At 68.8% G+C, this 23,055-nt stretch carries 19 protein-coding genes; 8 read left to right on the forward strand and 11 right to left on the reverse strand.

Annotation, left to right across the window (positions count from 1 at the left end; translation table 11 throughout):
* Positions 1–38: 38 nt before the first annotated feature.
* On the reverse strand, positions 39–1,376 hold the full coding sequence (locus QHF89_RS10940; protein WP_136967005.1) for a hypothetical protein: 1,338 nt from the start codon (positions 1,374–1,376) through the stop codon (positions 39–41).
* Positions 1,377–1,644: 268 nt separating this feature from the next.
* Here QHF89_RS10940 and QHF89_RS10945 point away from each other — a divergent pair, with 268 nt between their 5' ends.
* The 7 genes from QHF89_RS10945 (at position 1,645) to QHF89_RS10975 (ending at position 14,895) form a co-directional block, all read left to right on the forward strand.
* Positions 1,645–1,845, forward strand: coding sequence for a hypothetical protein (locus QHF89_RS10945; protein WP_136967004.1), 201 nt, complete (start codon positions 1,645–1,647; stop codon positions 1,843–1,845).
* Positions 1,846–1,847: 2 nt separating this feature from the next.
* Positions 1,848–4,838 carry an ATP-binding protein gene (locus QHF89_RS10950; protein WP_136967003.1) on the forward strand — a complete coding sequence of 997 codons (2,991 nt, stop codon included), beginning with the start codon at positions 1,848–1,850 and terminating at the stop codon, positions 4,836–4,838.
* On the forward strand, positions 4,838–6,181 hold the full coding sequence (locus QHF89_RS10955; RefSeq protein WP_136967002.1) for a sigma-54-dependent transcriptional regulator: 1,344 nt from the start codon (positions 4,838–4,840) through the stop codon (positions 6,179–6,181). The genes QHF89_RS10950 and QHF89_RS10955 overlap by 1 nt, the downstream gene beginning before the upstream one ends.
* Before the next feature lie 73 nt (positions 6,182–6,254).
* Positions 6,255–7,604 carry a hypothetical protein gene (locus tag QHF89_RS10960; protein ID WP_136967001.1) on the forward strand — a complete coding sequence of 450 codons (1,350 nt, stop codon included), beginning with the start codon at positions 6,255–6,257 and terminating at the stop codon, positions 7,602–7,604.
* Between the two features lie 85 nt (positions 7,605–7,689).
* Positions 7,690–9,528 carry a vWA domain-containing protein gene (locus tag QHF89_RS10965; RefSeq protein ID WP_136967000.1) on the forward strand — a complete coding sequence of 613 codons (1,839 nt, stop codon included), beginning with the start codon at positions 7,690–7,692 and terminating at the stop codon, positions 9,526–9,528.
* Between the two features lie 547 nt (positions 9,529–10,075).
* Entirely contained in the window at positions 10,076–11,107 is a 1,032-nt protein-coding gene (locus tag QHF89_RS10970) for a tetratricopeptide repeat protein (RefSeq protein WP_284720353.1), read from the forward strand.
* 149 nt (positions 11,108–11,256) lie between these two features.
* Entirely contained in the window at positions 11,257–14,895 is a 3,639-nt protein-coding gene (locus tag QHF89_RS10975; protein WP_136966998.1) for a hypothetical protein, read from the forward strand.
* Positions 14,896–14,914: 19 nt separating this feature from the next.
* On the opposite strand, the gene QHF89_RS10980 is transcribed toward QHF89_RS10975, so the two are convergent.
* Positions 14,915–15,238, reverse strand: a complete 324-nt coding sequence (locus QHF89_RS10980) for a hypothetical protein (protein ID WP_136966997.1) — start codon at positions 15,236–15,238, stop codon at positions 14,915–14,917.
* 11 nt (positions 15,239–15,249) lie between these two features.
* The gene (locus tag QHF89_RS10985) at positions 15,250–15,843 is read right to left on the reverse strand and encodes a hypothetical protein (RefSeq protein WP_136966996.1); all 594 of its coding nucleotides are present in this window, start codon (positions 15,841–15,843) and stop codon (positions 15,250–15,252) included.
* Between the two features lie 446 nt (positions 15,844–16,289).
* Here QHF89_RS10985 and QHF89_RS10990 point away from each other — a divergent pair, with 446 nt between their 5' ends.
* Complete coding sequence (locus tag QHF89_RS10990) at positions 16,290–16,808, forward strand: class I SAM-dependent methyltransferase (protein WP_136966995.1); 519 nt, start codon at positions 16,290–16,292, stop codon at positions 16,806–16,808.
* A gap of 87 nt (positions 16,809–16,895) precedes the next feature.
* On the opposite strand, the gene QHF89_RS10995 is transcribed toward QHF89_RS10990, so the two are convergent.
* From QHF89_RS10995 to QHF89_RS11030, 8 genes are all read right to left on the reverse strand, one after another.
* Positions 16,896–17,579 (reverse strand): glycoside hydrolase domain-containing protein, encoded by a 684-nt coding sequence (locus QHF89_RS10995; RefSeq protein ID WP_136966994.1) that lies wholly within the window; start codon positions 17,577–17,579, stop codon positions 16,896–16,898.
* 31 nt (positions 17,580–17,610) lie between these two features.
* Entirely contained in the window at positions 17,611–18,096 is a 486-nt protein-coding gene (locus QHF89_RS11000; RefSeq protein ID WP_136966993.1) for a hypothetical protein, read from the reverse strand.
* Positions 18,097–18,147: 51 nt separating this feature from the next.
* Positions 18,148–18,792 carry a glycoside hydrolase domain-containing protein gene (locus QHF89_RS11005; RefSeq protein ID WP_136966992.1) on the reverse strand — a complete coding sequence of 215 codons (645 nt, stop codon included), beginning with the start codon at positions 18,790–18,792 and terminating at the stop codon, positions 18,148–18,150.
* Positions 18,793–18,866: 74 nt separating this feature from the next.
* Complete coding sequence (locus tag QHF89_RS11010; RefSeq protein ID WP_136966991.1) at positions 18,867–19,406, reverse strand: hypothetical protein; 540 nt, start codon at positions 19,404–19,406, stop codon at positions 18,867–18,869.
* 33 nt (positions 19,407–19,439) lie between these two features.
* On the reverse strand, positions 19,440–20,117 hold the full coding sequence (locus QHF89_RS11015) for a DUF2589 domain-containing protein (RefSeq protein ID WP_136966990.1): 678 nt from the start codon (positions 20,115–20,117) through the stop codon (positions 19,440–19,442).
* A 40-nt stretch (positions 20,118–20,157) separates the two neighbouring features.
* A complete protein-coding gene (locus tag QHF89_RS11020) occupies positions 20,158–20,358 on the reverse strand; it encodes a hypothetical protein (protein ID WP_136966989.1) in 201 nt (66 codons plus the stop codon).
* Between the two features lie 93 nt (positions 20,359–20,451).
* On the reverse strand, positions 20,452–21,120 hold the full coding sequence (locus QHF89_RS11025) for a DUF2589 domain-containing protein (protein ID WP_136929030.1): 669 nt from the start codon (positions 21,118–21,120) through the stop codon (positions 20,452–20,454).
* A gap of 1,011 nt (positions 21,121–22,131) precedes the next feature.
* Positions 22,132–23,055 carry an adenylate/guanylate cyclase domain-containing protein gene (locus QHF89_RS11030; protein ID WP_284720354.1) on the reverse strand — a complete coding sequence of 308 codons (924 nt, stop codon included), beginning with the start codon at positions 23,053–23,055 and terminating at the stop codon, positions 22,132–22,134.

Raw genomic sequence — 23,055 nt, forward strand, 5'->3', positions numbered from 1 at the left:
TCTTCCTCCCATGGCTCCGGCAGCGGCGCGCGCCTTCGTCAAAAGAACACCTGCGCCTGCATCGTGACTTCGTTCTTGCGATCCGTTTCGATCGGTTTGCCCTCGGGCCGCGCCGAGAACACCGGGCGACTGCGGTAATTCAGCGTGAGCTTGCCGTGGTGCCCCACGATGAACCAGTTGAGCCCGACGTCGGGCACGAGCACGGCGTCGTCGAGGCCCTCGAATTGCCCGCGGCGCACCGCGACATAAGGCTGGAGTTGCCCCGCGCGGCCCATGTCGGGGAACAAGAACCCCGCGTGCCCGTAGATCTGCATGCCCGTGCCGACGGTGGGCACCGCGTTGCCCGGGCCATTGAACGATCCGGGCGCGCCTTCGGCGAGGGCCGTCGAGGGGGTCAAGATGCCGATGTTCCGCACATAGTTCGGCCCGAAATCGGAGAGGACGAGGCCCGCGTACGCCGTGACGGCCGTGCCCTTCCAGCCCGTGGGCAGGTCGAGGAACGTGTCCACGCCGAACATCCGCGTGTCGGCCTTCCGCTTGTCGCCGCCGTCGAGGTACGCCATCGAATCAGGGTGCCAGTAAAACCCCGCGCCGAGGTTCAGGACCTTCTTCTTGCCGAGGTACGTGCCGACGTAATAGGGCAGCGAATTCGATTCGGGTTCGAGGAAGTCGTACTTGAAATACCCCTGCACGGCCGGCATGTTCGAGTTCGGGTCGTAGTCGGCCGTCCCCTCCTTGGGCTCCCCCGCGACGGCGAAGGGGTGGTTCACGGCGGCCCGGTATTCGAGGCGATTCCAGAGGATGCCCTTCACGTATACGCCGAGTTGACGCGCGAACTGGTCGGACTTGTCGATCGTCGGCCAGTTGTGGATCGGCGCATCGATCGTCATCGAGTTGATCGTGCTCGCGCTCGCGAGGCGGGAGACGCCGTTCCAGTAATGAAGGCCGACGCCGAGCGCGAGCGCGTCCCCGGCGATCCGGTACTCGCCCCATAGGTCGTGCAAAAAGAGCTGCGGCTTCTTCGGCGTGTCGCCCGCGCCGAACCCGCCGCCGACGGTGCTCTGGTTGTTGATGCCGAAATGCGCGAGGATCGTCAGGTCCTTGGAGAGCTGGCCGTGCAGGAGCAGGCGCGACCGGCGAATGCCGATGTCGACACTCGCGTCCTGGGGCGCGCCGCGGACGAGCGAGCCGGGGTTGTGCTCGTTGTAGCGCATCCAGATCTGGTGCCACGTGAGGATGCGGAAGTACTGCTTTCCGTCCTTCGAGAGCTCGATCTTCACGCCCTTGTCGATCGACGGATCGTATTCGGCCCGCGCCACGCTCGCCGTCGTCGCGAGCGCGACCATCACCACCGTCGCCGTGAGACACCTCTTCATGGACGACCCCCAAAGCCACGCCGGCCCTCCAGCGCGCGGGAAAAAATGGGGAACGGGGGGACCGAGTACGCCGCGTCGGGCACGTCCCCGTTCGCCGGGAAAACCGGTTTGCAATGCGCGTACCAGGCGCGAATCGCGGGCGCGCGCCTCGGCAAAACCGCATCGCGTGGTGTTTCGTAACGAAGCGGCGTTTCCTTTCGTAACGAACGCAGTGCGTCAGCACACTCCACGCGCGCCAAGGGCCCCGGGGATCTGGTAACGTCGCGGCGTGGGCATCCCTCCGCGCGCCTCCGCCGCCGAGATCTCCCTCGTCCTGCTCGGATGTGGGGCCTTCGTCGCCCTGTCCCCGCTGCGCCTCGCGTGGGCGCACCCGGGGCGCACGTGGCTCGCGCCCTTCCTCGTGTGGGCCCTGCTCATCGCGCTCGCGGCGCTCGCGGCGCGGGGCGAGCGCGGCGGACGCGGCTCCTGACCATGACGATCGCGGCCTCCACCCTCTCGCTCGTCGCGCTCGGGTACCTCGCGCTTTTGTTTTTGCTCGCGCACCTCGCCGAGCGGGGGACCATTCCGCGACGCTTCACGGGCAGCCCGCTCGTGTATTCGCTCTCGCTCGGCGTATATGCCACGTCGTGGACCTATTTCGGCGGCGTGGGGTTCGCGGGGAGCCATGGCCTCACGTTCCTCGCGGTGTGCCTCGGGCCGACGCTCGCCTGCATCGCCGCGCCGCTCGTCTGGCAGCCCATCCTGCGCCTCTCGCGCGATCAGCAGCTCACCTCGCTCGCGGACCTCTTCGCGTTCCGGTATCGCGGGCGCCGCGTGGGCGTGTTCGTCACGCTGCTCGCGCTCGTCGCCAGCGTCCCGTACATCGCGCAGCAGATTCACGCCGTCGTCGACAGCGCGCGCGCCCTCGCCCCCACCGCCTCGCCCGTGGCGCTCGGGCTCGGGTTTTCCGCGCTGCTCACCACGTTCACCGTGCTCTTCGGCGCGCGGCACCTCACGGCGCGCGAGCGGCACGGAGGGCTCGCGCTCGCCGTCGCATTCGAATCCGTCGTGAAGCTCGTCGCGCTCCTCGCGGTCGGCGCCGCGGCGCTCTTCGGCGTGCACGGCGGGTTCGGGGGGCTCGAAGCGTATCTCGCAGCCCACCCCGAGGTCACCGAGCGGCTCGCGGCGCCCGTGCGCGAGGGAACGGGTTATTCGTCCCTGATCCTCCTCTCCTTCGGCGCGGCGTTCCTCTTGCCGCGGCAATACCACGTCGCCTTCGCCGAGGGCGCGGAGGAGCGCTCGCTCCGGTTCGCGGCCGTCGCGTTCCCCGTCTTCCTCTTGCTCCTCAACCTGCCCGTCTTGCCGATTCTGTGGGCGGGCCAGCGCCTCGGGCTCGACGCCTCGCCGGACGTGTACGTGCTCGCCGTGCCCGCGGCGCTCGGGTCGACGAAGCTCCCCTTGCTCGCGTTCCTCGGCGGCGTCTCCGCGGCGAGCGCGATGGTGATCGTCACGACGATCGCCGTCGCCGGCATGTGCGTCAATTATTTCGTCTTGCCGGTTCGCCTCGACAAGCTCGGCGAAGACCCGTACCGGCGTCTGCTCTGGCTGCGCCGCGCGCTGGTCGCGGCCCTCATCTTCGCAGGGTATGGGTTTTACCGGGTCCAGGAGCGCGGCGGGCTGCTCGTCGAGACGGGCCTCGTGTCGTTCGTCGCGTTCGCGCAGTTCCTCCCGGGCCTGCTCGGCGTTCTTTTCTGGAAACGCGCCACGCGGGCCGGACTTCTTAGCGGTCTCGGCGCCGGGTCGCTCGTGTGGGTGGCGGCGGCGCTCTTGCCCTTGCTCTCGCGCACCGGGGTTTTGCCGGGTGATCTCGGCGCGCGGGCGCTCTTCGGCGCGGACCTCGGGGAGAGCTGGACCTTGCCCACGGTGCTCTCGTTATCGGTGAACGTGGCGCTCTTCGGTGGCGTATCGCTGCGCGGCAGGCAATCTCCCGAGGAAGCCGAAGCGGCGCGTATCTGCGCGCGGGAGGCGATCGTCGTCGGGCCCCCCGCGACGCCGTGGGGCTCGGCGTCCGAGCTCGAACAGGCCCTCGCGCGCAAGCTGGACGCCGCCGTCGCCGAGGCCGAGATCACGCGGGCCCTCGGCGAACTTGGTCTTTCACGGGAAGGGCTCGGCCGCGCGGATCTGCGCCGCCTCGGGGATCAGGTCGAGCGAAACCTCTCGGGCCTCTTCGGGCCGATCCTCGCGCGGCTGCTCGTGCATCCGGCCGATCGCAGCGAGGGCGACGACGCCGCGATCGCCGATCAGCTCCGCTTCCTCGACGAACGCCTCAATCGGCCCGCCCTCGGCCTCACCGGAATCGCGGCCGAGCTCGACCTTTTGCGGCGGTATTTGCGCACGGTCCTCGAAGAGCTGCCCATCGGCGTCTGCGCGCTCGGCCCACGCCGTGACGTCATTCTGTGGAACCGCGCGCTCGCCCGCACGACCGGCCTCGCGCCGGAGGCCGCCTCGGGCTTGCCCCTCGAACGGCTCCCCGCTCCCTTCGGGCCCATCCTCTCCTCGTTCGCTGACGACGCGGCGCGCGCGGAGGCCGACGTGGCCCTCGACGACGGCCGGCGCCGCCTCGCCGTGCGGCTGCACAAGGCCTCCCTCGATGCCGAAGGCGCTGGAGAGACGGGCGCGCCGTTTGGCCTCGTGCTCCTCCTCGAAGATCGCACGGAGCGCGCGGCGCTCGAAGCGCAGCTCGTGCATCGGGATCGCCTCGCCTCGGTCGGTCGGCTCGCGGCCGGCGTCGCGCACGAAATCGGCAATCCCCTGACCGGCATCACCTGCCTCGCGCAGAACCTCGCGGAAGAGCCGGACGCGGCCGAGGCGCGGGCGCGGGCGCGGCTCATCCTGGAGCAAGCGGGGCGCATCGACGCGATCGTTCGATCGCTCCTCGGCTACAGCCATGCAGGCACGAGCGCCGTGGAGCCGGGGCCGGAGGGCGCATTCGCCCGTGTCCCGCTCGCGCCGGTCGTCGATCAGGCCATCGCGCTCGTGCGGCTCGACCGGACGGGCAAGCGGATCCAGATGGAAAACGTCTGTCCGGACGACCTCGCCGTCCACGCCGACCGGCAACGCCTGACGCAGATCCTCATCAATCTGCTGACGAATGCTTGTGACGCGTCGCAGGAGGGAGGCAGCGTGTTCATCGACGCGGAGCGGCAGGACGCGTCGGTGGTGCTGCGCGTCATCGACGCGGGGACGGGCATTCCGGAGGAGGTGAAAGCGCGGATGTTCGACCCCTTTTTCACGACGAAGCCACGCGGCGAGGGCACGGGGCTCGGGCTCGCCGTGGTGGAGAGCATCGCGCGGGAGCACGGCGGCGTGGTGTGGGTCGAGAGCGAACCGGGCGTGGGGACGACGGTGCACGTGCGGCTTCCGCTCGCGCTCGCGCCCCGTCTGGGCGAGGATGCGCTCTCCGCGTTTGGCGGGACGACCTGATGCCGCGGCTCCTCCTCGTCGAAGACGAATCCATCATCCGGAGCGAGCTCCGCCGCCTGCTCGCGCGCGCCGGCCACGACGTCGCCGAGGCGCAGAGCGTACGCGAGGCCGAAGAAGAGCACGATCTCGGCTCGTTTGATCTCGTGATCACCGACGTGCGGCTGCCCGGCGCGCCCGGCACGGACCTCATCGATCCGTGTCGCACACGGGGGGTGCCCGTCCTCGTGATGACGAGTTACGCGACCGTGCGATCCGCGGTCGACGCGATGAAGCAGGGCGCGGTCGATTACCTGTCGAAGCCGTTCGAACACGACGAGCTGCTCGCGCTCGTCGAGCGTATCCTGTCGCGCCCGAGGCCCGCCGCGGACGTGCCCCCCGCGCCTGCCGCCCGCGCGGACGAGGGGGTGTTCGAGGGCTTGATCGGCCGGTCGCAAGCGATGCGCGAGGTCGAGGCGCGCCTGCGCAAGGTCGCGCCCACGGACGCGACGGTGCTCGTGCTCGGCGAGAGCGGGACGGGCAAGGAGCTCGTCGCGGCCGCGATTCATCGCACGAGCCGGCGCGGCGGGCGCGCGTTCATACCCGTCAACTGCGCGGCCATCCCCGAGGGGCTCATCGAGAGCGAGCTCTTCGGCCACGAGCGCGGCGCGTTCACGGGCGCGACGAGCGCGCACGCGGGCCTCGTGGAGGCGGCCGACGGCGGCACGTTGTTCCTCGACGAGATCGGCGAGCTACCGCTTCAGGCGCAGGCGCGGCTCCTCCGGTTTTTGCAGACGGGCGAGGTGCGGCACGTGGGCTCGACGCGGGCGCGCAAGGTGTCGGTGCGGCTCGTCGCGGCGACGCACCGGGACCTCGCGGCGATGGTGCAGGCGGGCACGTTCCGGAGCGATCTCTATTTTCGGCTGCGCGTGATCGAGGTGCGGCTGCCGCCTCTGCGCGAGCGGGGCGAGGACGCGCTCGCGCTCGCGAGCCATTTCATCACCGAGGGGTCTCGAAAAGCGGGGCGGCCGGTGCCCGCGCTCTCGCCGGACGCGGAGAAGGCCATCACGACCCATTCCTGGCCCGGCAACGTGCGCGAGCTCGAGAATGCGATCGAGCGCGCGCTGATCCTCTCGGAGGGCGGGACGATCACCGCGGATTTGCTCGGCCTGGAGGCCGAGGACGAGAGCCGCGGCGCGGCGCCGACCTCGTTGCCCTCGGACGTATCGCTGGAAGAGTATTTCCGTCGGTTCGTCGTGGAAAACCAGGACACCATGACGGAGACCGAATTGGCGAAGCGGCTCGGGATCAGCCGAAAGACGTTGTGGGAGCGCCGGCAGAGGATGGGGCTTTCGCGCTCGAAGTGAGGGCGGCATTGACAATCGAGCCGCCGTACGCGAGCATAGCGCGGTAGGCTTTGGTTTCCTTCGAGGTTTCATCATGCGAAATGCATTCTCCGTAAGCGCCCTCGTCGTCGGCCTCGTCGTCCTGGCCGCGTGCACGCCGGAGCCACGCGATTATGGTACGGGCGGCGGCGGCACCGGCGGCACCGGGGGCGCGGGCGGCGCTCCCTCGTGTGACCCTGGGACGGCCGATTGCGATGACGCGCCGGGCTGCGAGACGGTCGTCGAGAACGACCCGGCGAACTGCGGCGGTTGCGGCGTCCGGTGCGGGCTCCAGTGCGCCGGGACGACGTGCGACGATCCGGTGCAGATCGTGGCCGGCTACCGGCACTCGTGCACGCGGACGGCGCTCGGAGACGTGTATTGCTGGGGGAGCAACACGTCGTACGAACTCGGGATCGGGGACATGCTCGACCAGTACCTGCCGCAGAAGGTCGCCGTCGGGGGAAAGGCGGTCCACATCGACGCGGGCGGCGGCGTCTTCAAGAATGCGGCTGGCGCGGACCAGATCATCGCGCACACGTGCGCGGTCCTCGAGGACACGACGGTGCGGTGCTGGGGCTGGAACACGAGCGGACAGCTCGGGACGGCGAGCGGGAACTGGCAGGACAAACCCACCACGGTGGTCAGCCTCGTCGGCGCGAAGGAGGTGAGCGTGGGCGGGCGGCACACGTGCGCGGTGACGAGCCAGGGCGAGCTGTATTGCTGGGGCGCGAACGATATGGGGCAATGCGGGCTGGGGACGCCGAGCGAGAAGGTCGACATGCCGTCGCTCGTGGCGCTCGCGGACGTCGTCCACGTGTCCGCGGGATTCGAGCACACGTGCGCGGTGACGAAGGCCGGGACCCTGCATTGCTGGGGCGTGAACGGCCTTTATGGTCGGCTCGGGATCGGCGACGGGCCGGATCAGGCCGCGCCGAAGGTCGTGAGCTTGACCTCCGTGGAGCAGATCTCGGCCGGCTACGAGCACACCTGCGCCTTGAAGGGCGGACAGCAATATTGCTGGGGGAACGGTTATCAGGGCCAGCTCGGGATCGACGGGGAGTTCACGTGGCGCACGTCGCCCACGGACGCCTCCGCGGTGCCCTCGCCGATCTTCGTCTCCGCGGGTTTCCAGCACACGGCGAGCGTCTCGGGCGCGGAGGGCAAGCCCTACGTGTCGAGCACGGTCGTGCGAATTGGCGATGGAACGACCAATACCACGTACGTGCCCCTGCCCGTGGAGCTGCCGGACGTGGTCGAGATCGCGGCCGGATGGCGCCACACGTGCGCGCGCACGAGCAAGGGCCAGCTCCACTGCTGGGGCGACAACAAGGAGGCGAAGTTCACGGCTCCGGACTTCGGCGACGAGATCCTTTCCCCTCGGCTCATCCTCTTCGCTCCCTGAGATCCTGATTTTCCGCCCTGGTCGCCTTGTGATAGGTCTCTAGGCCGCGCGGGCGGCCACTTCGGGCGTCCAGAGGGGAAACTCCGTGAAAGCGACTTACGCATTGAGCAAGCCGACGATCGTCGTCGGTGAGTCCACCAAGGTATCGCTCGTCGTCCGCTTCGGGGCAGAGGGGAAGAAGGAAGACGCGCCGAGGAGGAAGCTGAACCTGAGCCTCGTCCTCGATCGCTCCGGCTCGATGGGCGGTACGCCGCTGCGCCAGGCCATCAAGGCGGCGCAGGCGCTCGTCGGCGAGATGAAGGAGGACGATCGGGTGAGCGTCGTCATCTTCGACGACAGCCCCGACACGATCGTCGATCCGGTGCTCGCCAAGGACAAGAAGGGCATCCAGGACAAGATCGGCAAGGCGCGCGCCGGCGGCTGCACGAACCTCTCGGGCGGCTGGCTCGAAGGCGTCAAGCACGTGAAGAAGCACGCGAAAAAGGACGAGGTGAACCGCGTCCTGCTCCTCACGGACGGCCAGGCGAACATGGGGATCACCGACCCCGACGTGCTGAAGAAGACGTCCGGCGAGAAGGCCGGCGAGGGCGTCGTGACGACGACGCTCGGCTTCGGCTCGGGCTTCAACGAGGACCTGCTCATCGGCATGGCCCGCGAGGCCGAGGGCAACTTCTATTTCATCGAGTCGCCCGAGGACGTCGAGCAGGTCTTCAAGATCGAGCTCGAAGGTTTGTCCTCCGTGATCGGGCAGAACCTCGTGGTGAGCGTGCGGCCCGACGAGGTCGTGGAGCACGGCTGGGTGCTGAACAAGTACCGCATCCAGGAGAAGGGCAACGAGCTCGAGGTGACGCTCGGCGACGTGTACGCCGTGGAGGACAAGGTCCTCGCGCTCGAGCTCGAGGTGAAGCCGACGAAGGCCGGGCCGGTCAAGGTCGCGTCGGTCCAGTTCCAGTACCAGACGGTGGTGGACGGCTCGATCAAGGACGGCTCGGGCGAGTTCGTGGTGACGGTGAACGCGGGCACGGCCGAGGAAGCGGCCGCGGCGGCGCAGGACATCAACGTCATCGGCGAGGCGCGGCGCCTGGAGACGGCGAAGCTCAAGGACGAGGCGGTCGACCTCGCGGACAAGGGCGACCTCAAGAACGCGGCGCAGAAGCTGCGGAAGATGGCCGAGGATCTGCGGAACAGCCCGCTCGCGAACCAGTTCGCGTTCGCCGAGGAGATCGAGCAGCTCGAGCACTTCGCCGACCGGCTGGAGAAGCGGTCGTACGACGGCGTGCTCCGCAAGGAGCTGCGCGATCAGTCGTACCAGGCCGGGGCGCGGAGCCGCGGCGACCTCGCGCAGCGCGGCACGGCCGGCGGCAGCGCGGCGGGGTTGCCGACGGTCACGAGCGCGGACGGCGGCGTGGTCGTGCGCTGCGAGAAGGAGGGCGGCAAGCTCCGGATCAAGGTGATCTCGGACGGCTTCGATGCGTCGAAGAACGTGCAGTTCCCGCGCGCGATCCGGCAAGAGGGCGTGACGTACCTCGTCGAGAACGTGGTGGGGAGCAACGACGGGAGCTTCTACCGCGCGGCTGGCTGGATCAAGCGGCTGCTCCGGCCGGGCGAGACGGTGAGCGCGAGCTCTGGCGGGTCCGCCCGGCGCTCGTCGGGGTCGTCCTCGAAGGCGGCGAAGACGCCGGCGACGGCGGCGGATCTGCCGACGTGCACGGAGATCGGCGACGGCGTGCTCGTGCAATGCGTGCCCGAGGGCAAGAAGCTCCGCGCGCGCGTGGTGTCGGACGGGTTCAACCCGAACTACAACATCCGCTTCCCGCGCAGCATCCGCGAGCTCGGCGTGCTCTACGTCTGCGACGAGGTCGTCGAGGCCTCGGGCGGCGGCTCGTACGTCGCGGGCGGCGAGATCAAGCGGCTGATTCAGTAGAACCACGCCAGGCGCGGCGCTCGCTCGGGCGCCGCGCCCCTGCCCCGTGGACCGGAGGCCTCGCCACGCGGCGACCCCCTCGCGTCACGTTCACGCGTCCCCCTCGCCACGCGGCGACCCCCTCGCGTCACGCTCACGCGTCCCCCTCGCCACGCGCCTACCCCCTCGCGTCACGCTCGCGCGTCCCCCTCGCCACGCGCCGACCCCCTCGCGTCACGTTCACGCGTCCCCCTCGCCACGCGCCTACCCCCTCGGTCACGCTCGCGCGTCCCCCTCGCCACGCGCCTACCCCCTCGCGCCACGCTCGCGCGTCCCCCTCGCCACGCGCCTACCCCCTCGGTCACGAAAAACGGTCCAGAGCGCTCGCGGGCCGGTCGGGAGGTGAGAAGCAGCGCGCCCCCGTGCTATAGGCTGCGCCGAACGCATGCCGCGCACGACCAAACCTACGCCCGCCAAGAAAACCCCTGCCAGGAAAGCCACCAAGAGGGCCCCTACGAAGCACGCGCCTCCGAGGCCCATCCTCACGACGGAGGCGCCCGAGGGAGGGATGCCCGCGTGGGCCGAGATCAACAATCGTGGCAATCGCAAGCAGGAGGAGGGCGACCTCGACGGCGCCATCGCCGATTTCACGAAGGCCATCAAGCTCGCGCCCGGGGAGCACGCGCCGAGGTACAACCGCGGCAATGCCCGGTCGCTCGCTGAGGACGTGGACGGCGCCATCGCCGATTACACGGACGCGATCAAGATCGCCCCGGACTTCGCGCCCGCCTGGCAGCGGCGCGGCCTGTCGAAGCAGCGGCACGGGGATCTCGAAGGCGCCATCGCCGATCTCGAGGAGGCGATCCACCTCGCGCCGGCCGAGCCGAGCGCGTACGGCGAGCGGGCCGCGCTCCGGGCCCTGCGCGCCGATTTCACGGGCGCCGTGGAGGACTGCGTGCGGGCCCTCGCGCTCGCCCCGCTCGACTGGCATCACCGACCGAACACCCAGAACCTGCTCGACATGATTCGCAAGGCCGAGGAAAAGCAGAGGACCGAGACCATGGCAGCAAAAAAGGCCGGAACGAAGACGCGCAAGGCCGCGAAGGTCGAGGAAGCGCCCCGGACGGCGCGTTTGGTGGTCGAGGAGGTGCTCGGGGCCTCGGGCTTTACGTTCGCCCTGGCCGAGGACGAGGCGGGCTACATCGACTACCTGGCCGCGGTGAATCAGGGGATCGTGGAGGCGTTCGCGGTCCGTCTGTCCGAGGAGCTCGAGCGGGTCGTCGTGTACGTGATCTTCGAGCCGAAGGCGAAGAAGGAGCTGCGCACGGAGCTCGCCGAGTTCGTCACGCGCGCGAATTTCGGGATGGGCGATGGCAATTTCGAGATGGACTTCGACGACGGCTCCGTCCGGTTCAAGATCGCCCTCGATTACACCGAGGAGCCGCTCTCGCCGCTGCTCCTGCGAAACATGATCTTCGACGCGATGGATACGACCGAGGTCTACGCGGACGCACTCGCGCGCGTGATCGCCGGCAAGGCGAAAGCAAAGACCGCCGTCCGCGCGGCCGAGAAGGCGGCGATGGAGTCGGGATCGCTTTGATCAGACCTCACCCCCGGCCCCTCTCTCGCGCGGAAGAGGGGTGACGGACACCTCTTCGCCCCTCGCCCGCGAGGGGATGGGGGGGAGGGAATCGATCCTCTTGTACCGCGCCCGCAACATGCGAAAGTAGGCCGCTGGAGGGTTTTCGTTTGCCTACCGTTCGGGATGGCTACCTCGCGGTGTTCGCGTCCGCGCGCAGCGACGCGGGGCGCGCGATGGCCCTGGCCAACCTCGCGGCCCTGCTCGCCCACCGCGGCGACAAGGTCCTCGTCATCGACCTCGCCGTCGACTCGCCCACGCTCACACGCTACTTCCCGGACGACACGAAGCGCCGCGCCGCCACGTCGAACGCCCCGAGGCCGCGGCCCGCGCCCGGCATGGTCGATCTGCTCGCCTCGGTGCGCGAAGAAGCCCGGCGCTTCCCCGCGACGCGCGGGCCCGCCGGCAGCGGCGCGGCGCGCGAGCTCGTCGAGCGGATCATCGAGGCGAACGACGCCGCGATCCGGCGCGTGCCCCTGCGCTACCCAGGCCTGCCCGAGGACCGGACGGTGGAGCTGCACTTCTTGCCCGTCGGCGGCGAGGACACGCCACGCGAGCGGAACCGGCCGCTCGACGGGCTGGAAGCGTTCCCGGGCGTGCTCGAAGAGATCGCCGCGGCGCTGCGCGGGCGTTACGACGCGGTGCTCCTCGACGCGCCGACGGGCGAGACGGAGACGACGGCCCTCCTGGCCTCGCACCTCGCGGACAAGCTCGTGGTGGTGCTCGATGACGCGTCGCTCGAAGAGGCCATCGAGCTCGGCGCCTGGGCGCACGGGCGGCGCGCGATCGCCTCGACAGATCGGCCGCTCCACCTGTTCCCGCTGCTCGTGCACGTGGCCGACGGCCCCGCGGGCCGCGCGTTCGTGGAGGAGGCGCGCCCGCGGCTCGAAGCGCTGCTGCGGTCGACGCTCGCGCTGCCCGCGTGTGACCTGTCGCTGTACGTGGAGCTCGCGCAGATCCCGCAGCGCAGCACCACGAAGCCCGCCCCGCGCCTCGCCGCGGAGGTCGAGCCGACGTCGGATCCGCAGGGGCTCTCGCACGCTTATTTCCGCTTCGTACAGTGCCTCTCGAAGTCGAGCCCGATCAAGGTGGGCGCGCGCGCGCGGCCCATGTCGGCGGAGCTGCTCTCGGCGATCGAGGCGCGGCGCGCGGCCCCCCAGGCGACGCCCGCGGAGGGCCTCCGCGTCGTGCCCGCGGAGCGGCCGAGCTCGCCGGGGCTCTCGGCCCCGCCCACGACCCTGCCCTCCGCCGGGGCCGCAGGCCGACCCACGGAGCGGCCGGGGCGCCCCGATCCGCTCTCGACGCGCAAGCTCTCGGCCCAGCACGCCGAGCGCCTGGCCGAGGCGATGGCGCTCCGGGCGCAAGGCCGGAACGCCGAGGCCGCGAAGATCTGCGCGGCGATCGTGCGGGAGGCGGTGCGCGACGAGCGCGGGAGCAAGGAGACGGCGAAGGCGTTCCTCGCGCTCGGGGATCTCTCGGCGCAGACGGAGACGGGCGAGTACGACGAGGTCGTCCGGAGGTTCCACGAGCGCAGGCACGAGGATCCGGAGCTCTTCGAGGCCGTGCTGCTCGCGCTCTACCGCCGGGGCAAGCGCCACGCGGCGCGCGAGCGCTTCGCCCTCGCGACCGACAGCCTCTCGGCCGCGCTGGAGCTCGCCGGGGAGTGGAAGTTCCCGGGACAAACGTCCTCGGTGGATCTGCGCGCGCTCGCGGCGGACGCGGCGCTCGTGCTGGGCGTGATCTCGATCGAGCGAGGCGACGACGCGCGCGCCCTCGCGGCCCTCGGGCATGCGGCGCTGTCGACGCCGGGCGGGAGCAGCGCGGCGCAGCGGGAGACGGAGGCGGCGGCCGCGTGCCTCGCCGCGTTCGTGCTCGCGCGCTCGGGCAGGCCCGACGACGCGGCCGACCGGGCGAGCGCCCTGCGCGAGCGGCTCGGCCCCTCGCCGTCCCCGGTCGAAGGCGCGATCGCGGCGATCGCGGCGTGCAACGAGGGCGCCGCGCTCGGGCTCGCGGGGCATTACGACGACGCGCTCGCCGTGCTCGGCGCGCTCTCCGAGCGGCTCGCGGGCACGTGGCAGAGCCCGTTTCACGAGGTCGCGGCCGCGGCCGCCTACAACGAGGCGGCGGTGCTCGCGCGGGCAGGCCAGGTCGAGACGGCGCTCGAACGGCTCGGGCAGCTACGCGCCTCCTTCGGCGGGCTCGGCGCGGTCGTGCACCGGGTGCGCTTCTCGACCGTGCTGCTGGAAGGGCACCTGCTCTCCACGCTCGGCCGGAAGGACGCGGCGATCGAGCGGCTCGAAGCGCTGCAGGACGGGCTGCGCTGGATGGACGTTTGTTTGGACCACCCGGGCGAGGTGTACATGCGTGAGCGCCGCGCCGACATGGCCTGGTACCTCACGCGGATGCGCGAGCACGCCCGCGGCGTGGACGAGCTGCCCGGGCTCCTCCAGGCGAGCGAGGAGGAGGGCGACGCGCGGCACGGGCGTGTGCACCTGCGCGCGGCCTTCGAGCTCGTGCGGCACGGTCGCCGGCTCGACGATCTCGGCGCGCACCGCGCGGCCGGCGCCTGCTACGAGGAGGCGATGTCGCGGCTCGAGCGCGCCGGTTCGCGGCCGCCGGGCGACGCGTCGATGCTCGCGTGCGCGGGCCTCGTGGCCCTGTCCCGAGGCGCGGCGCAGCGCGGCATCCCGCTCCTGCGCAAGGCCGCCGAGCAAGGCGGGACGGCCGCGCTGCAAGGGTCGCTCGAACGCATGCGGGGCGAGGGGCTCGACGTGGAGGCGCTGGTGGCGGCCGTGCGGGAAGCCTTCGACTGGGTCCCGCGCGACCGGACGGACGCGCTGCGCGCCGCCGATCCGCTCGGCGCGACGTTGATCCGCGCGCTCGTCTACCCGGGCCGCCCGCCCGAGCCGCTCCTGCCTCCCCTGCCCTTTCCGCCCGTGGGCGCGCGTTTCGCGGCCGCGGCGACGCCCGCGCTCGCGCAGGGCGCGCCGGGCCTGCCGCAAACGGCGGCGCTCACGCACGTGGGGCGGCTTCTCCTGCTCGATCCGCCCGACGGCACGGAGAACGACCTCGCCACGTTCGGCCCGCACGCGACCGAGCCGGTGACGTCGACGCGGATCTCGCCGGTCTCGCTCGCGTCCCCGCTCACCTGGCCCGAGCGGCTCGGCGCGCCTACGGGCTCGGCCGAGGAGGTGGCGAACGCGCTCGACGCGCTTTACCCGCGCTCTTCGCCCGCGTCGGCGCTCGTCCACTGGTGGGCGACGGGGCCGGACGGCGGGGTCGTCCCGGCGGCGCCCGTCGCGGTCGAGGTGGAGGCGCGGGACGGCGCGACGTTCCGCCTCGCGGTGCTGAGCGACGTGCACGGGCACGATCGGATCGTCTACGACGGGGTCACCTCGATCCAGGTCCGCGACGGCCAGGGCCCCTCGGCGCCGCGCCGCGTCCCCACGCCGCTGCTCGCGCTCTGGCGCGCGCTCGCGATGGGCCTGCCGGGGACGTTTTCGCTCTCGATCGGGCAGGGTTCGTCGTCGCCCACGACGATCGTGCTCACGGGCGCGCCGCGCGAACCCGGCACGGGGATCCTGCACGTCGAGCTGCACGTCGACCGGGTGCTCGTGGCCCGCGGGGATCCTGCGGCGCTGCGGCGTGTCGTCGCGGAGGACGTCGACGGCGTGGTGTATCGGTTCGAGGTGGAAGCGACGGTCGGCAAGATCGAGCCTTCGCTCTTCGGGAGCATCCCGGGGCTTTGATTGTGCAACCGGACGACTTTTATTGAAGACCCAATTGGGTTTTCAATGAAAGGACGGCCGCATTTCTAGCCTTCGCGATGGAGGGGTACGACAGAAGATCGACCCCGAGGCTGTCATCCACGACCCAACAACGGTAGTCAGCACCGTCCCATTTCCTGCCGCGACCACCGCTTTTGCTGCCGAGAACTCGGAATCTGAAGCTTTCAAGCCGGTACAGACGGCAGCGGTAGCGACGAGCGTTCCCGGCCCCGTGCGCCAACACCTCCAGCCTGAACAGCAACTCTTCCCCGTCGGCAGCAGGCACCGCCAGTTCAAGAGCTTCGACGACCTTGGAGGACTGCATCACTTGCTCCGTCATCTTTTGGAACAACGGCACTGACAGTGCCGCGGGTAACAGCCAGCTGGGGTCGACTGCGTAGCACTGCGCTTCGCTTCCACACACGCGGCAGGCTCGTTAGGTCCGCCTGCGGTTCCTATCGCTCGGTCAGGACAAGAGACACTCGGGTTGATCTGCTGCACGTTGCAAGATGCGGTGCATGACCACTTCCCCTTGACTGTCTCCGCAATATCCTTGCTGAGCTCCAGAGAAACGGCAATCACGATCGTGATCCCTCCCGCTTCGATGATGAGATCGGCGAGGGCGACCATCACGCCCACAATCAAGAGGTTCCCGACCAGCGCTCGCCCCGGCATCGTCTGCACGTTCGCCTGGGCAAGCGGCTCGGCCAGCCGCAGCTTCAGGAGCTCCTTCGGCACCGTCATGGCGCGCAGCGCGATCCGCGTGCACGCCGCGAGATCCGCATGGGGCACACCCTTCGATTTCACATCGACGATGTGGCCCTCTTGGTCGGCGTTCACCGTGTAGTCGAACGTGTAGTACCCCGCGCGAAGCTCGCCGCCGAACGCATCCACGCACTCCCGCAGACGCTCCGCGGTGGCGTCCGGCACGCGCGGACCCTCGCTCATCGCCGGGGTTACGATTCTGCTCCCGCAGCCGAGCGGCATGAGCACCGTCGTCGCGCACCCGAGGAGCCCGAAGGAGAGGAGGGCTCGCGTACGCGGAAAATACATTCCAGGAATGCGACCAGAAGACTCCGGATCGGTCAACGCAACGTGTACCCGCCCCCACGATGCGTCCACCCGGAGGGACAGCCCGCGAGCCGGCCGCGGCAACGCTCGATCCCTGCGAGGATCGCCCCCTCGTCCCTGGGTCTCCGTCCCGAGCGCCTCGACCGTGACAGCGCAGGAACACACGCCGCGCAGGTCGCGCCGTTCCTGCTCAACATGCGCAGCCCCAGCGGAACGCGCGCCGGAAAACCTCGCGCCAGAACCATGGCACGTGGGGTGCAAGGGATTCGTACGTTCACGGAACGATTTCCCGCTCTGGCTGCGCCATGAACCAACTCGCCCTGCAAACGCTCCACGTCTCCGAGGGGCCCCGATGGGAGCTCGAAGCGTTTCATCGATCGCCGAGCTACCGGATGGATCTCGTCGCGCTGTTTACGATGCTCGACGAGCTGCCGTTCCGCTCGATGCTCGATATCGGGAGCGGGGCGGGGCTCGTGGTGCGTGAGGCGCGGGGGCGCCACCCGGGGCGGCGCATCGACGGGGTCGAGCGATCCGATTTCGGCGCAGGCGCGGCCGCGCGGCGCTTGCGCCGGCGCTACGACGTGATGACGGCGGTCCACGCGCTGAACCATGTGCCGCACCTGGATCGGGCCGCGGCGAAGATGGCCGAGCGCCTGACGGCGGGCGGGCATGTGGTGATCGTGAATCCGAACCCGGCGTTCACGTGGATCGGCGTCGAATACCTCGACCCCCGGACCCTCGATTCCGTGATGGAGCCGCACGGGCTCCGGCGCCTGCGGCGGCTCGAATATGGCAACGAGCTGCTCGTGTACCGCAAGAACTGAGCGCCACGCCTCGGACGCGGCGGTGACCTCGAAGAGCTGGTGTTCGCCGGTCTTTCCTTCGACGGAGACACACCCGCGGGGCACCCGTCACGCCGACGTCGAGGCAGACCCCAAAAACGGCGTTGTTCCGCCCAGAAAATCCTGCTGGACCACGTCCACGTCCACAGGGATGCTCGCGATCGTGAGTCCCGCCGGATAGAGCTGATACATCTGGTAGCCACGCGCCGGCATCGAATACGGCAGGAATTGCGCGGCCTGCCAGTAGGCGCAGTCGTTCGGGAGATTCGAGATGGCCGTTCCCGAGAGCACGCTCTGTTTTCCGGTATAGATCCCGGCGGCGAACCCTCCGGCGGTGACAGCGGCTGCCCACGCGTTCACGTAGTCGAGCAGCGGGCCGGCCGACGCCCCGGCCATGCTCCCCTCGAGGTCGAACCAGAGGGTGAAGCCTGTGTTCTGCGGGAAGCCGAACGCCTGCGCCTGTTCCACGAGGTAATTCGCGTCGGCCGTCCCCTGCGCCGCGTCGATCGTCCTCTGGAGGAAGTTGAGCTGGAAGAGGCTCACGGCGAGCCCCGCGCCGAACAAGCCCGCGAGCTCGCTCGCCGTGAGCTGACCTGCCTGCGACGACGCGACATTGGGCACCCCGATGCCACGCAACGCGAAGCGATAACCAAGCCCGTAGAGCTGCTTCGCGGAGCCGCTCGGGATCGGCGCGCCGGTCTTGTCGACGCCGACCGTGCCTGGTGAAAAATGGATGATTCGTCCTGAGCCCATGAGAATCTCCTGAAAAGGGCAGGCTTTTCGATCACAATTTCATGCCGATCTTTCTCCAACCCTTCGTCTTGTATCCTTCCGCCGCTTTCTCGGTCATGTCTGCTATGTTCAGCAGGTAGCCCCCCACCTGCGTCGTATCCTTTCCTGTCTTGTGCTTGAGCTCCAGGAATTTCAGCGCCCCGCACCCCAGCTTCTTCATCAAATGCATTCCCCCTCCGGCGATGCTCCCCGAGCTTACGAACAAGTATTCGTACCCCCAGTTGGCCGCAGCCTGGCCGGCGGCATAACACAGCATGTACCCCAATCCTTGGCCCGTCGGTTCTGTCCTCATGTAGCCGACTTGCGCTATGTAGCCGCTTGGTAGGAACAGAACCTCGTCGACGTCGAGCGTCGTTGCCATCTCGAGCGTCGATTTTAGGTTTCCAGGCATGTACCTACCAACGACTTCTCCGTCGTGGTTTCCGACGTCTCCTTCTATAGAGAAGCCTCTATCGTCGTTTTTGAACTCCCATTTCATGATACGGCTCCCTCGTGTTCTGTGTGGGTCGGGTTGGGCGACTGCGCATGATCAGCCCTGCCAGAACGTGGGCCAGCCGCCTCCGAAATCCTGCTGGACGACGTCCACGTCCACGTTGATGCCCGCCACCATCGTATTGGCGGGGTTGAGCTGGTACATCTGGTACCCATCGGGGACGGCGGGGACCAGCGACGCCGCCTGCCAGAAAGCCTTGAACGGCAGAGCGCCGACCTGCGACGCCGACAGGAGCGATTGCGGACCATTGTAGAGCCCGGGGACGTATCCCAGGTTCGTCACGGCCACCGTCCAGTTCGTCAGGTACTGGATCAGCGTCTCCGCGGGCACGTCGAAGGTCCCTTCGAGATCACACCAGAGCGCCATGCCCTGGCCGATGGGAAAGCCGAAGGACTGCGCCTGCTCCGCGATGAACTCGCCGTCGGTGAGCCCCTGAGCGGCCGTGACGCCGGTGTTCCGGTACGTCTGATAAAGCCCGAGCGCGAGCCCCGCGCCGAGGATCGTCTGGGCCTCGCTCGCCGTGAGGACTCCATTGGTGGAGCCGCCGGGGAGGCCGACGTTACGGATGGCGAAGCGGTACCCGAGCGAAGAGAGCTCCGCCGCTTGCGGGGCGATCGTCGCGCTGCGATCGATGCCGACGCTGCCCACCGGAAGACGAACGACGGTTCCTGCGCTGCCCATGACACGCACCTTTCGTTGATGTGAAAGGAAATATTCGATGACGTTTCTTCGGCGCTCACTTGCCTGTTTCGCACCTACTTCGTCGGCGCCAGGCGGACCAGATTGCCGACGACCTCCAGCTTCACGGTATCGTCTTTGTCGCGCAGCTTCACATTGCCTGCTTGATTTCTCACCTTTTGGGACATGTTCTTGTCCATGTGCCCGTCGACGAGCCCCAGCACGACTTGGGGATCGCCATGCTCGAAAAGGATGTTCCACGTGCCAACACCACCGACGCGGAGGTGTCCCGTGTTGTCACTGTAAGAGCGGCCTTCTTGTCCACTGGCGATTTGTCGCAGAGCGTCCGCGATGCCCTCGTGCTCCCCGAGGAGCTCGTCCACCGCATCCCTGCAGACCGTGACCCGAACCTCCTCTTTGCCCTTCGTCAATTCGATGTTCAACAGCCCCGCAGCCTCGATGATGTTGGCCTCCGTCGGGTCAATCTTCGCCTTTTTGAGGGCCGCACCGATGATTTGCCTCCTTTCATCATACGACGTGAATTGATTGATGATCGTCTCATCGTTCAGCCATTGCATACCTGCGACGATGATCTCTTCTTTATGCGTGAGCGGCATGGTCACCTCTCCTGCGTTGGAGACCGACAATCGTCAACCAGGGATCTGGGCTCGAAGCGCGCGCTCGTACCCCTCGACGAGCAACCGGAGCCCCTGGGACAGCGGCGTCTCGCTCACGACGATCTCGATGCTCGCGGACGTCGGGGTCCCCTTCGGCGTCGCGCCGCCGTCGGGCGCTGCGCTCGCCGGCGGGGGCCCGCCGCTCGCTTCGCCGCTGCTCGGAAAGCTCACCGCGAGTTCGTCGCCCGCAGCGCTCAGATGGAGGTCCGTCTTGAATCGTACCTCCGAGACGCGCGCGAACGAGACGGGCGCCAAGGCGATGAGCGGAACGTAGACCGTATGGACCCCGGGCCCCTCCTTCGTCACATGCGGGAACTGCACCGCCATCATCTTCGGTCGCAGCATCCCCGAGGAGCCGCGCCGCTTGGCCATTGCCGCCGCCGCCGTCTCGAGCGCCTCCGCAGCCTGCCGAACGGCCGCGCGCGCGCTGTCGGACTCTGCCGCGCCCGAGGTCGCGCCGGAGGCCGCGTCGGACGCCGCGCGGGAGGCCGAGAGGGCCCGCTGCGTGGCCTCCGTGATCTTCGACGCCTCGTCGTCCTCGGCGGGCTCGAAGAACTGCTGCAACGTGTCCAGGTTCTTCGCAACGAGCGCGTCGGACGCCGCCATCGCGCTGCGCTGAACCGCGGAAACGAGTTGTTCCAGGTTGATCATTGGCTACGAAGCTCCGTGGTATGCCGCGGTCGTGTACGCCTCATCGAGCGCCCCCGCCCTCGATCCTCCTGCGGAGGGCGTTGAATTCGTCGACGGCATGCGAGACGGCTGGAATGCTCGCGGCTCCGAGCGCGACCGTGGCGTCGCACCCGGTACACGAAAATCGCTTGCCGGCGAGGAGCAGATTGGCATCGATGACGATCGGAGTGCCGCAGTTCGGGCAGGGAATCTGGCTTGTCATGAGGTCCTCGCTCGTGTGCCTGGGAGATACGCCGCGCAGCCCGGCGCGGGCTCGCTCGCCCGCGCCGGGCTGCGCGCCGGTGGATCCTTACGCCTAGTTTCCCTGCTTGCCCGCAGTGGGCATGGTGATGGGCGTGATCGCGTTGGTGAATGCCTGGATGATCGTGTTGACCCCCTGCGGCAGCGGGAGCTGACCGGCATGGACCTTCACGGTGTACTGCGCCGAATTGCTCTTCTCGTAGTGGGTATCGCGCGACGAAGAGGTCTTCTTGTCGTAGGACACGTTCCCCTGAACCGTCGCCGAGAAGACGCCGAAGCCGAACTTCGTGGAGAAGCTCGACGCCGCGGCGAGCGATTCCTGCGTCGAGTTGTTCGTGGCCTCCGAGTAGCTCGACTTGACCTCCATGTTGAAGGATACGTCGACATCATCCACGGCGAGCGAGTTGAGCGGGATGATCGTCAACAGCGGGAGCTCGAACGTCGTCGTGACGGGCAGGATTTTCGGGTCGCTCTTGCCCGGCTCTCCCGCGACGAGCGCCGAGCGCGTCAGCTCCATGGTGATGATGACAGGCTTGTAGGTCTGCTTGTCGCCCTCCCCGGAGACGGAAAACGCCGTATCGAGCAAGAACTTGGTCTGCGTCGCGGCCATCATGCTGTTGGCCTGGGCGGCTGCCAGCAACGGCGCACCGATGAGATCGCCCATCGGGAGCCCGGTGAACTGCTGCGCCATGGATACGAGAGGGGGGGTATCGTCGTTAGGCATCGGTCTTCTCCGTTCTCATATGGCAGTGAAATTGCCGGTTAAGATCGTCTCCGAGGGACCACGCAAACGCACCCCGAGCGCCGCCGCTCGACGATACGCGCGTCGAATCGACGGGCGCAGCTCCGGCTGCCATTCCCCCGCGCGGATAGGAGTGATGTCCCCCGGCCACGCACCCCATGAAGGACCGCACCAATCCTCGGATTGGGCGCAGGGCGGCGTGTTACCATCGTCAGAATGTCTGTTCCGACCGAAGAAGGCAAGCCCAATTTCCGCAGTGTTCCGGCCAATCGCGGATCATTTGTGATCCAATGATCCACGTGCACGTTCATCGTTTCAGCGGTCTTGAGGCTTTTTTCGGCGCGACCGCCATCCCGCGCTCCGGCCGCCCGCGGCCCCCCAAAAAAATTCGCCGATGGCGCAGCACGGCCTGATTTCCGTCGCTCGGGTTTGTAATGGCAGGATGGTGCGGTGCGTCAGTCTCCGCCATCGAACTGTCACCACACGAGCGAGCCGGAAAACATCGCTGTCGAGGTTCGCCAAGGCCGACCTCGAAGGCCAGCGTAGGTCCCGACGCACGCTCGAACGCCGGATCACCGGGTCGCCACGCATGGTGCGGTTTTTCCCCCACCGCACGGAGGGGCTCGTCCGCGCGGAAGCCCGCGGCCGAAGGACGCCCTGGCAGCGTTCGGGCGTGGTCCTGCCACGAGCCGAGGCGCCAGCGCGCCGTTGAGCCCGGAGAGCGCGAACGCCTGTCTCAATCGCCGCGTTCCGTTTACGCCGTATTACACCCCATCCGGTGGAGTGACGTCTCCATCTCCTCATGATGGTTACGTAACGGCAGTGCCGGGCCGGCCGTGACGCGCTCCTCCGCGCAAAGCGTCAGGGCGTCGCCGTCGTTGGGAGAGCGCGCAGCGAGCGCCTCGAAGAACGCGCGTTCCATGCCCGCCATCCCCGGCGCGAGGCAGACTCGAATACGGAAGCGAGCTGCTCGTGTACCGAAAAAACGGAGCGTCACGCCTCGGACGCGGCGGTGACCTCGAAGAGCTGGTGCTCGCCGGTCTTTCCTTTGACGGAGACCCGCGCGGTTTTCCCGACCGTCACACGCCCGGCGACCTCGCGGTGGACGGCCTCCGAGACGAGCAGGCGGGCGCCGACGTCCTTCGTCGCGGATTCGATGCGGCTCGCGAAATTGACGGCGTCGCCGATCGCAGTGATCGCTTTCCGGTCGAACGAGCCGATCGGGCCGACGACAGCCTCGCCGTAATGGATCCCGATCCCGATGTCGAAGACGTGCCCGTACGTCGCGCGGAGGTACGGCGTCATTTTCGACTGCATCGCCGAAAGCATGCCGAGCGCGGCGCGCACCGCGCGCATCGGGGCGTCGGGCTTTCCGTCGACCCCGAAGAGCGCCATGAAGCCGTCGCCCATGTAATTGTTGATGAACCCGCCCGCGGTCGCGACGGCGCTGCCCATCGCCTCGAAATGGCGGTTCAGGACGTGGATCACGTCGTAAGGCAGGAGCGCCTCCGTGAACGGGGTAAAGCCGCGGATGTCGGAGAACAGGATGGCGACGCGGATCTCCTCGCCGACCGGGGTGAGGTCGACCTTCGACGCGCGCATGCGGCCGACGAGGGCGACGTCGTCGTCGTCGAGCACGAGCCTGCGCACGCGCACCGGCCCGCGCACCGTGGCCTGGCAGGCGATGCGGACCTCGCGCGGCAGGCCGAGGCGCTCGGCAAGCGCGCGCTCGACTTCGTTCGGCGGCTCGACGTTGTCGAGGCCCTCGACGACGATCACCCGGCAGGTCGAGCAACGCGCGTGGCCGCCGCAGACGTGGGTGTGCGGAATGCCCGCGGAGAGCGCGGCATTCAAGAGGGTTTGCCTCTCCTCGACGTCGATGCGGATCTGGTCGGGCGCGTAGAAGATGCTCGGCAC

The organism is Polyangium sorediatum, from assembly GCF_029946465.1.
Taxonomy (GTDB): domain Bacteria; phylum Myxococcota_A; class Polyangia; order Polyangiales; family Polyangiaceae; genus Polyangium; species Polyangium fumosum.

Bases quoted from the DNA above. Each gene is read 5' to 3' on its own strand.
- QHF89_RS10940 (WP_136967005.1), bottom strand. From the start codon at position 1,376: ATGAAGAGGTGTCTCACGGCGACGGTGGTGATGGTCGCGCTCGCGACG.
- QHF89_RS10950 (WP_136967003.1), top strand. From the start codon at position 1,848: ATGACGATCGCGGCCTCCACCCTCTCGCTCGTCGCGCTCGGGTACCTC.
- QHF89_RS10955 (WP_136967002.1), top strand. From the start codon at position 4,838: ATGCCGCGGCTCCTCCTCGTCGAAGACGAATCCATCATCCGGAGCGAG.
- QHF89_RS10960 (WP_136967001.1), top strand. From the start codon at position 6,255: ATGCGAAATGCATTCTCCGTAAGCGCCCTCGTCGTCGGCCTCGTCGTC.
- QHF89_RS10970 (WP_284720353.1), top strand. From the start codon at position 10,076: ATGCCCGCGTGGGCCGAGATCAACAATCGTGGCAATCGCAAGCAGGAG.
- QHF89_RS10980 (WP_136966997.1), bottom strand. From the start codon at position 15,238: ATGCAGTCCTCCAAGGTCGTCGAAGCTCTTGAACTGGCGGTGCCTGCT.
- QHF89_RS10990 (WP_136966995.1), top strand. From the start codon at position 16,290: ATGAACCAACTCGCCCTGCAAACGCTCCACGTCTCCGAGGGGCCCCGA.
- QHF89_RS10995 (WP_136966994.1), bottom strand. From the start codon at position 17,579: ATGGGCTCAGGACGAATCATCCATTTTTCACCAGGCACGGTCGGCGTC.
- QHF89_RS11000 (WP_136966993.1), bottom strand. From the start codon at position 18,096: ATGAAATGGGAGTTCAAAAACGACGATAGAGGCTTCTCTATAGAAGGA.
- QHF89_RS11005 (WP_136966992.1), bottom strand. From the start codon at position 18,792: ATGGGCAGCGCAGGAACCGTCGTTCGTCTTCCGGTGGGCAGCGTCGGC.
- QHF89_RS11010 (WP_136966991.1), bottom strand. From the start codon at position 19,406: ATGCCGCTCACGCATAAAGAAGAGATCATCGTCGCAGGTATGCAATGG.
- QHF89_RS11015 (WP_136966990.1), bottom strand. From the start codon at position 20,117: ATGATCAACCTGGAACAACTCGTTTCCGCGGTTCAGCGCAGCGCGATG.
- QHF89_RS11020 (WP_136966989.1), bottom strand. From the start codon at position 20,358: ATGACAAGCCAGATTCCCTGCCCGAACTGCGGCACTCCGATCGTCATC.
- QHF89_RS11025 (WP_136929030.1), bottom strand. From the start codon at position 21,120: ATGCCTAACGACGATACCCCCCCTCTCGTATCCATGGCGCAGCAGTTC.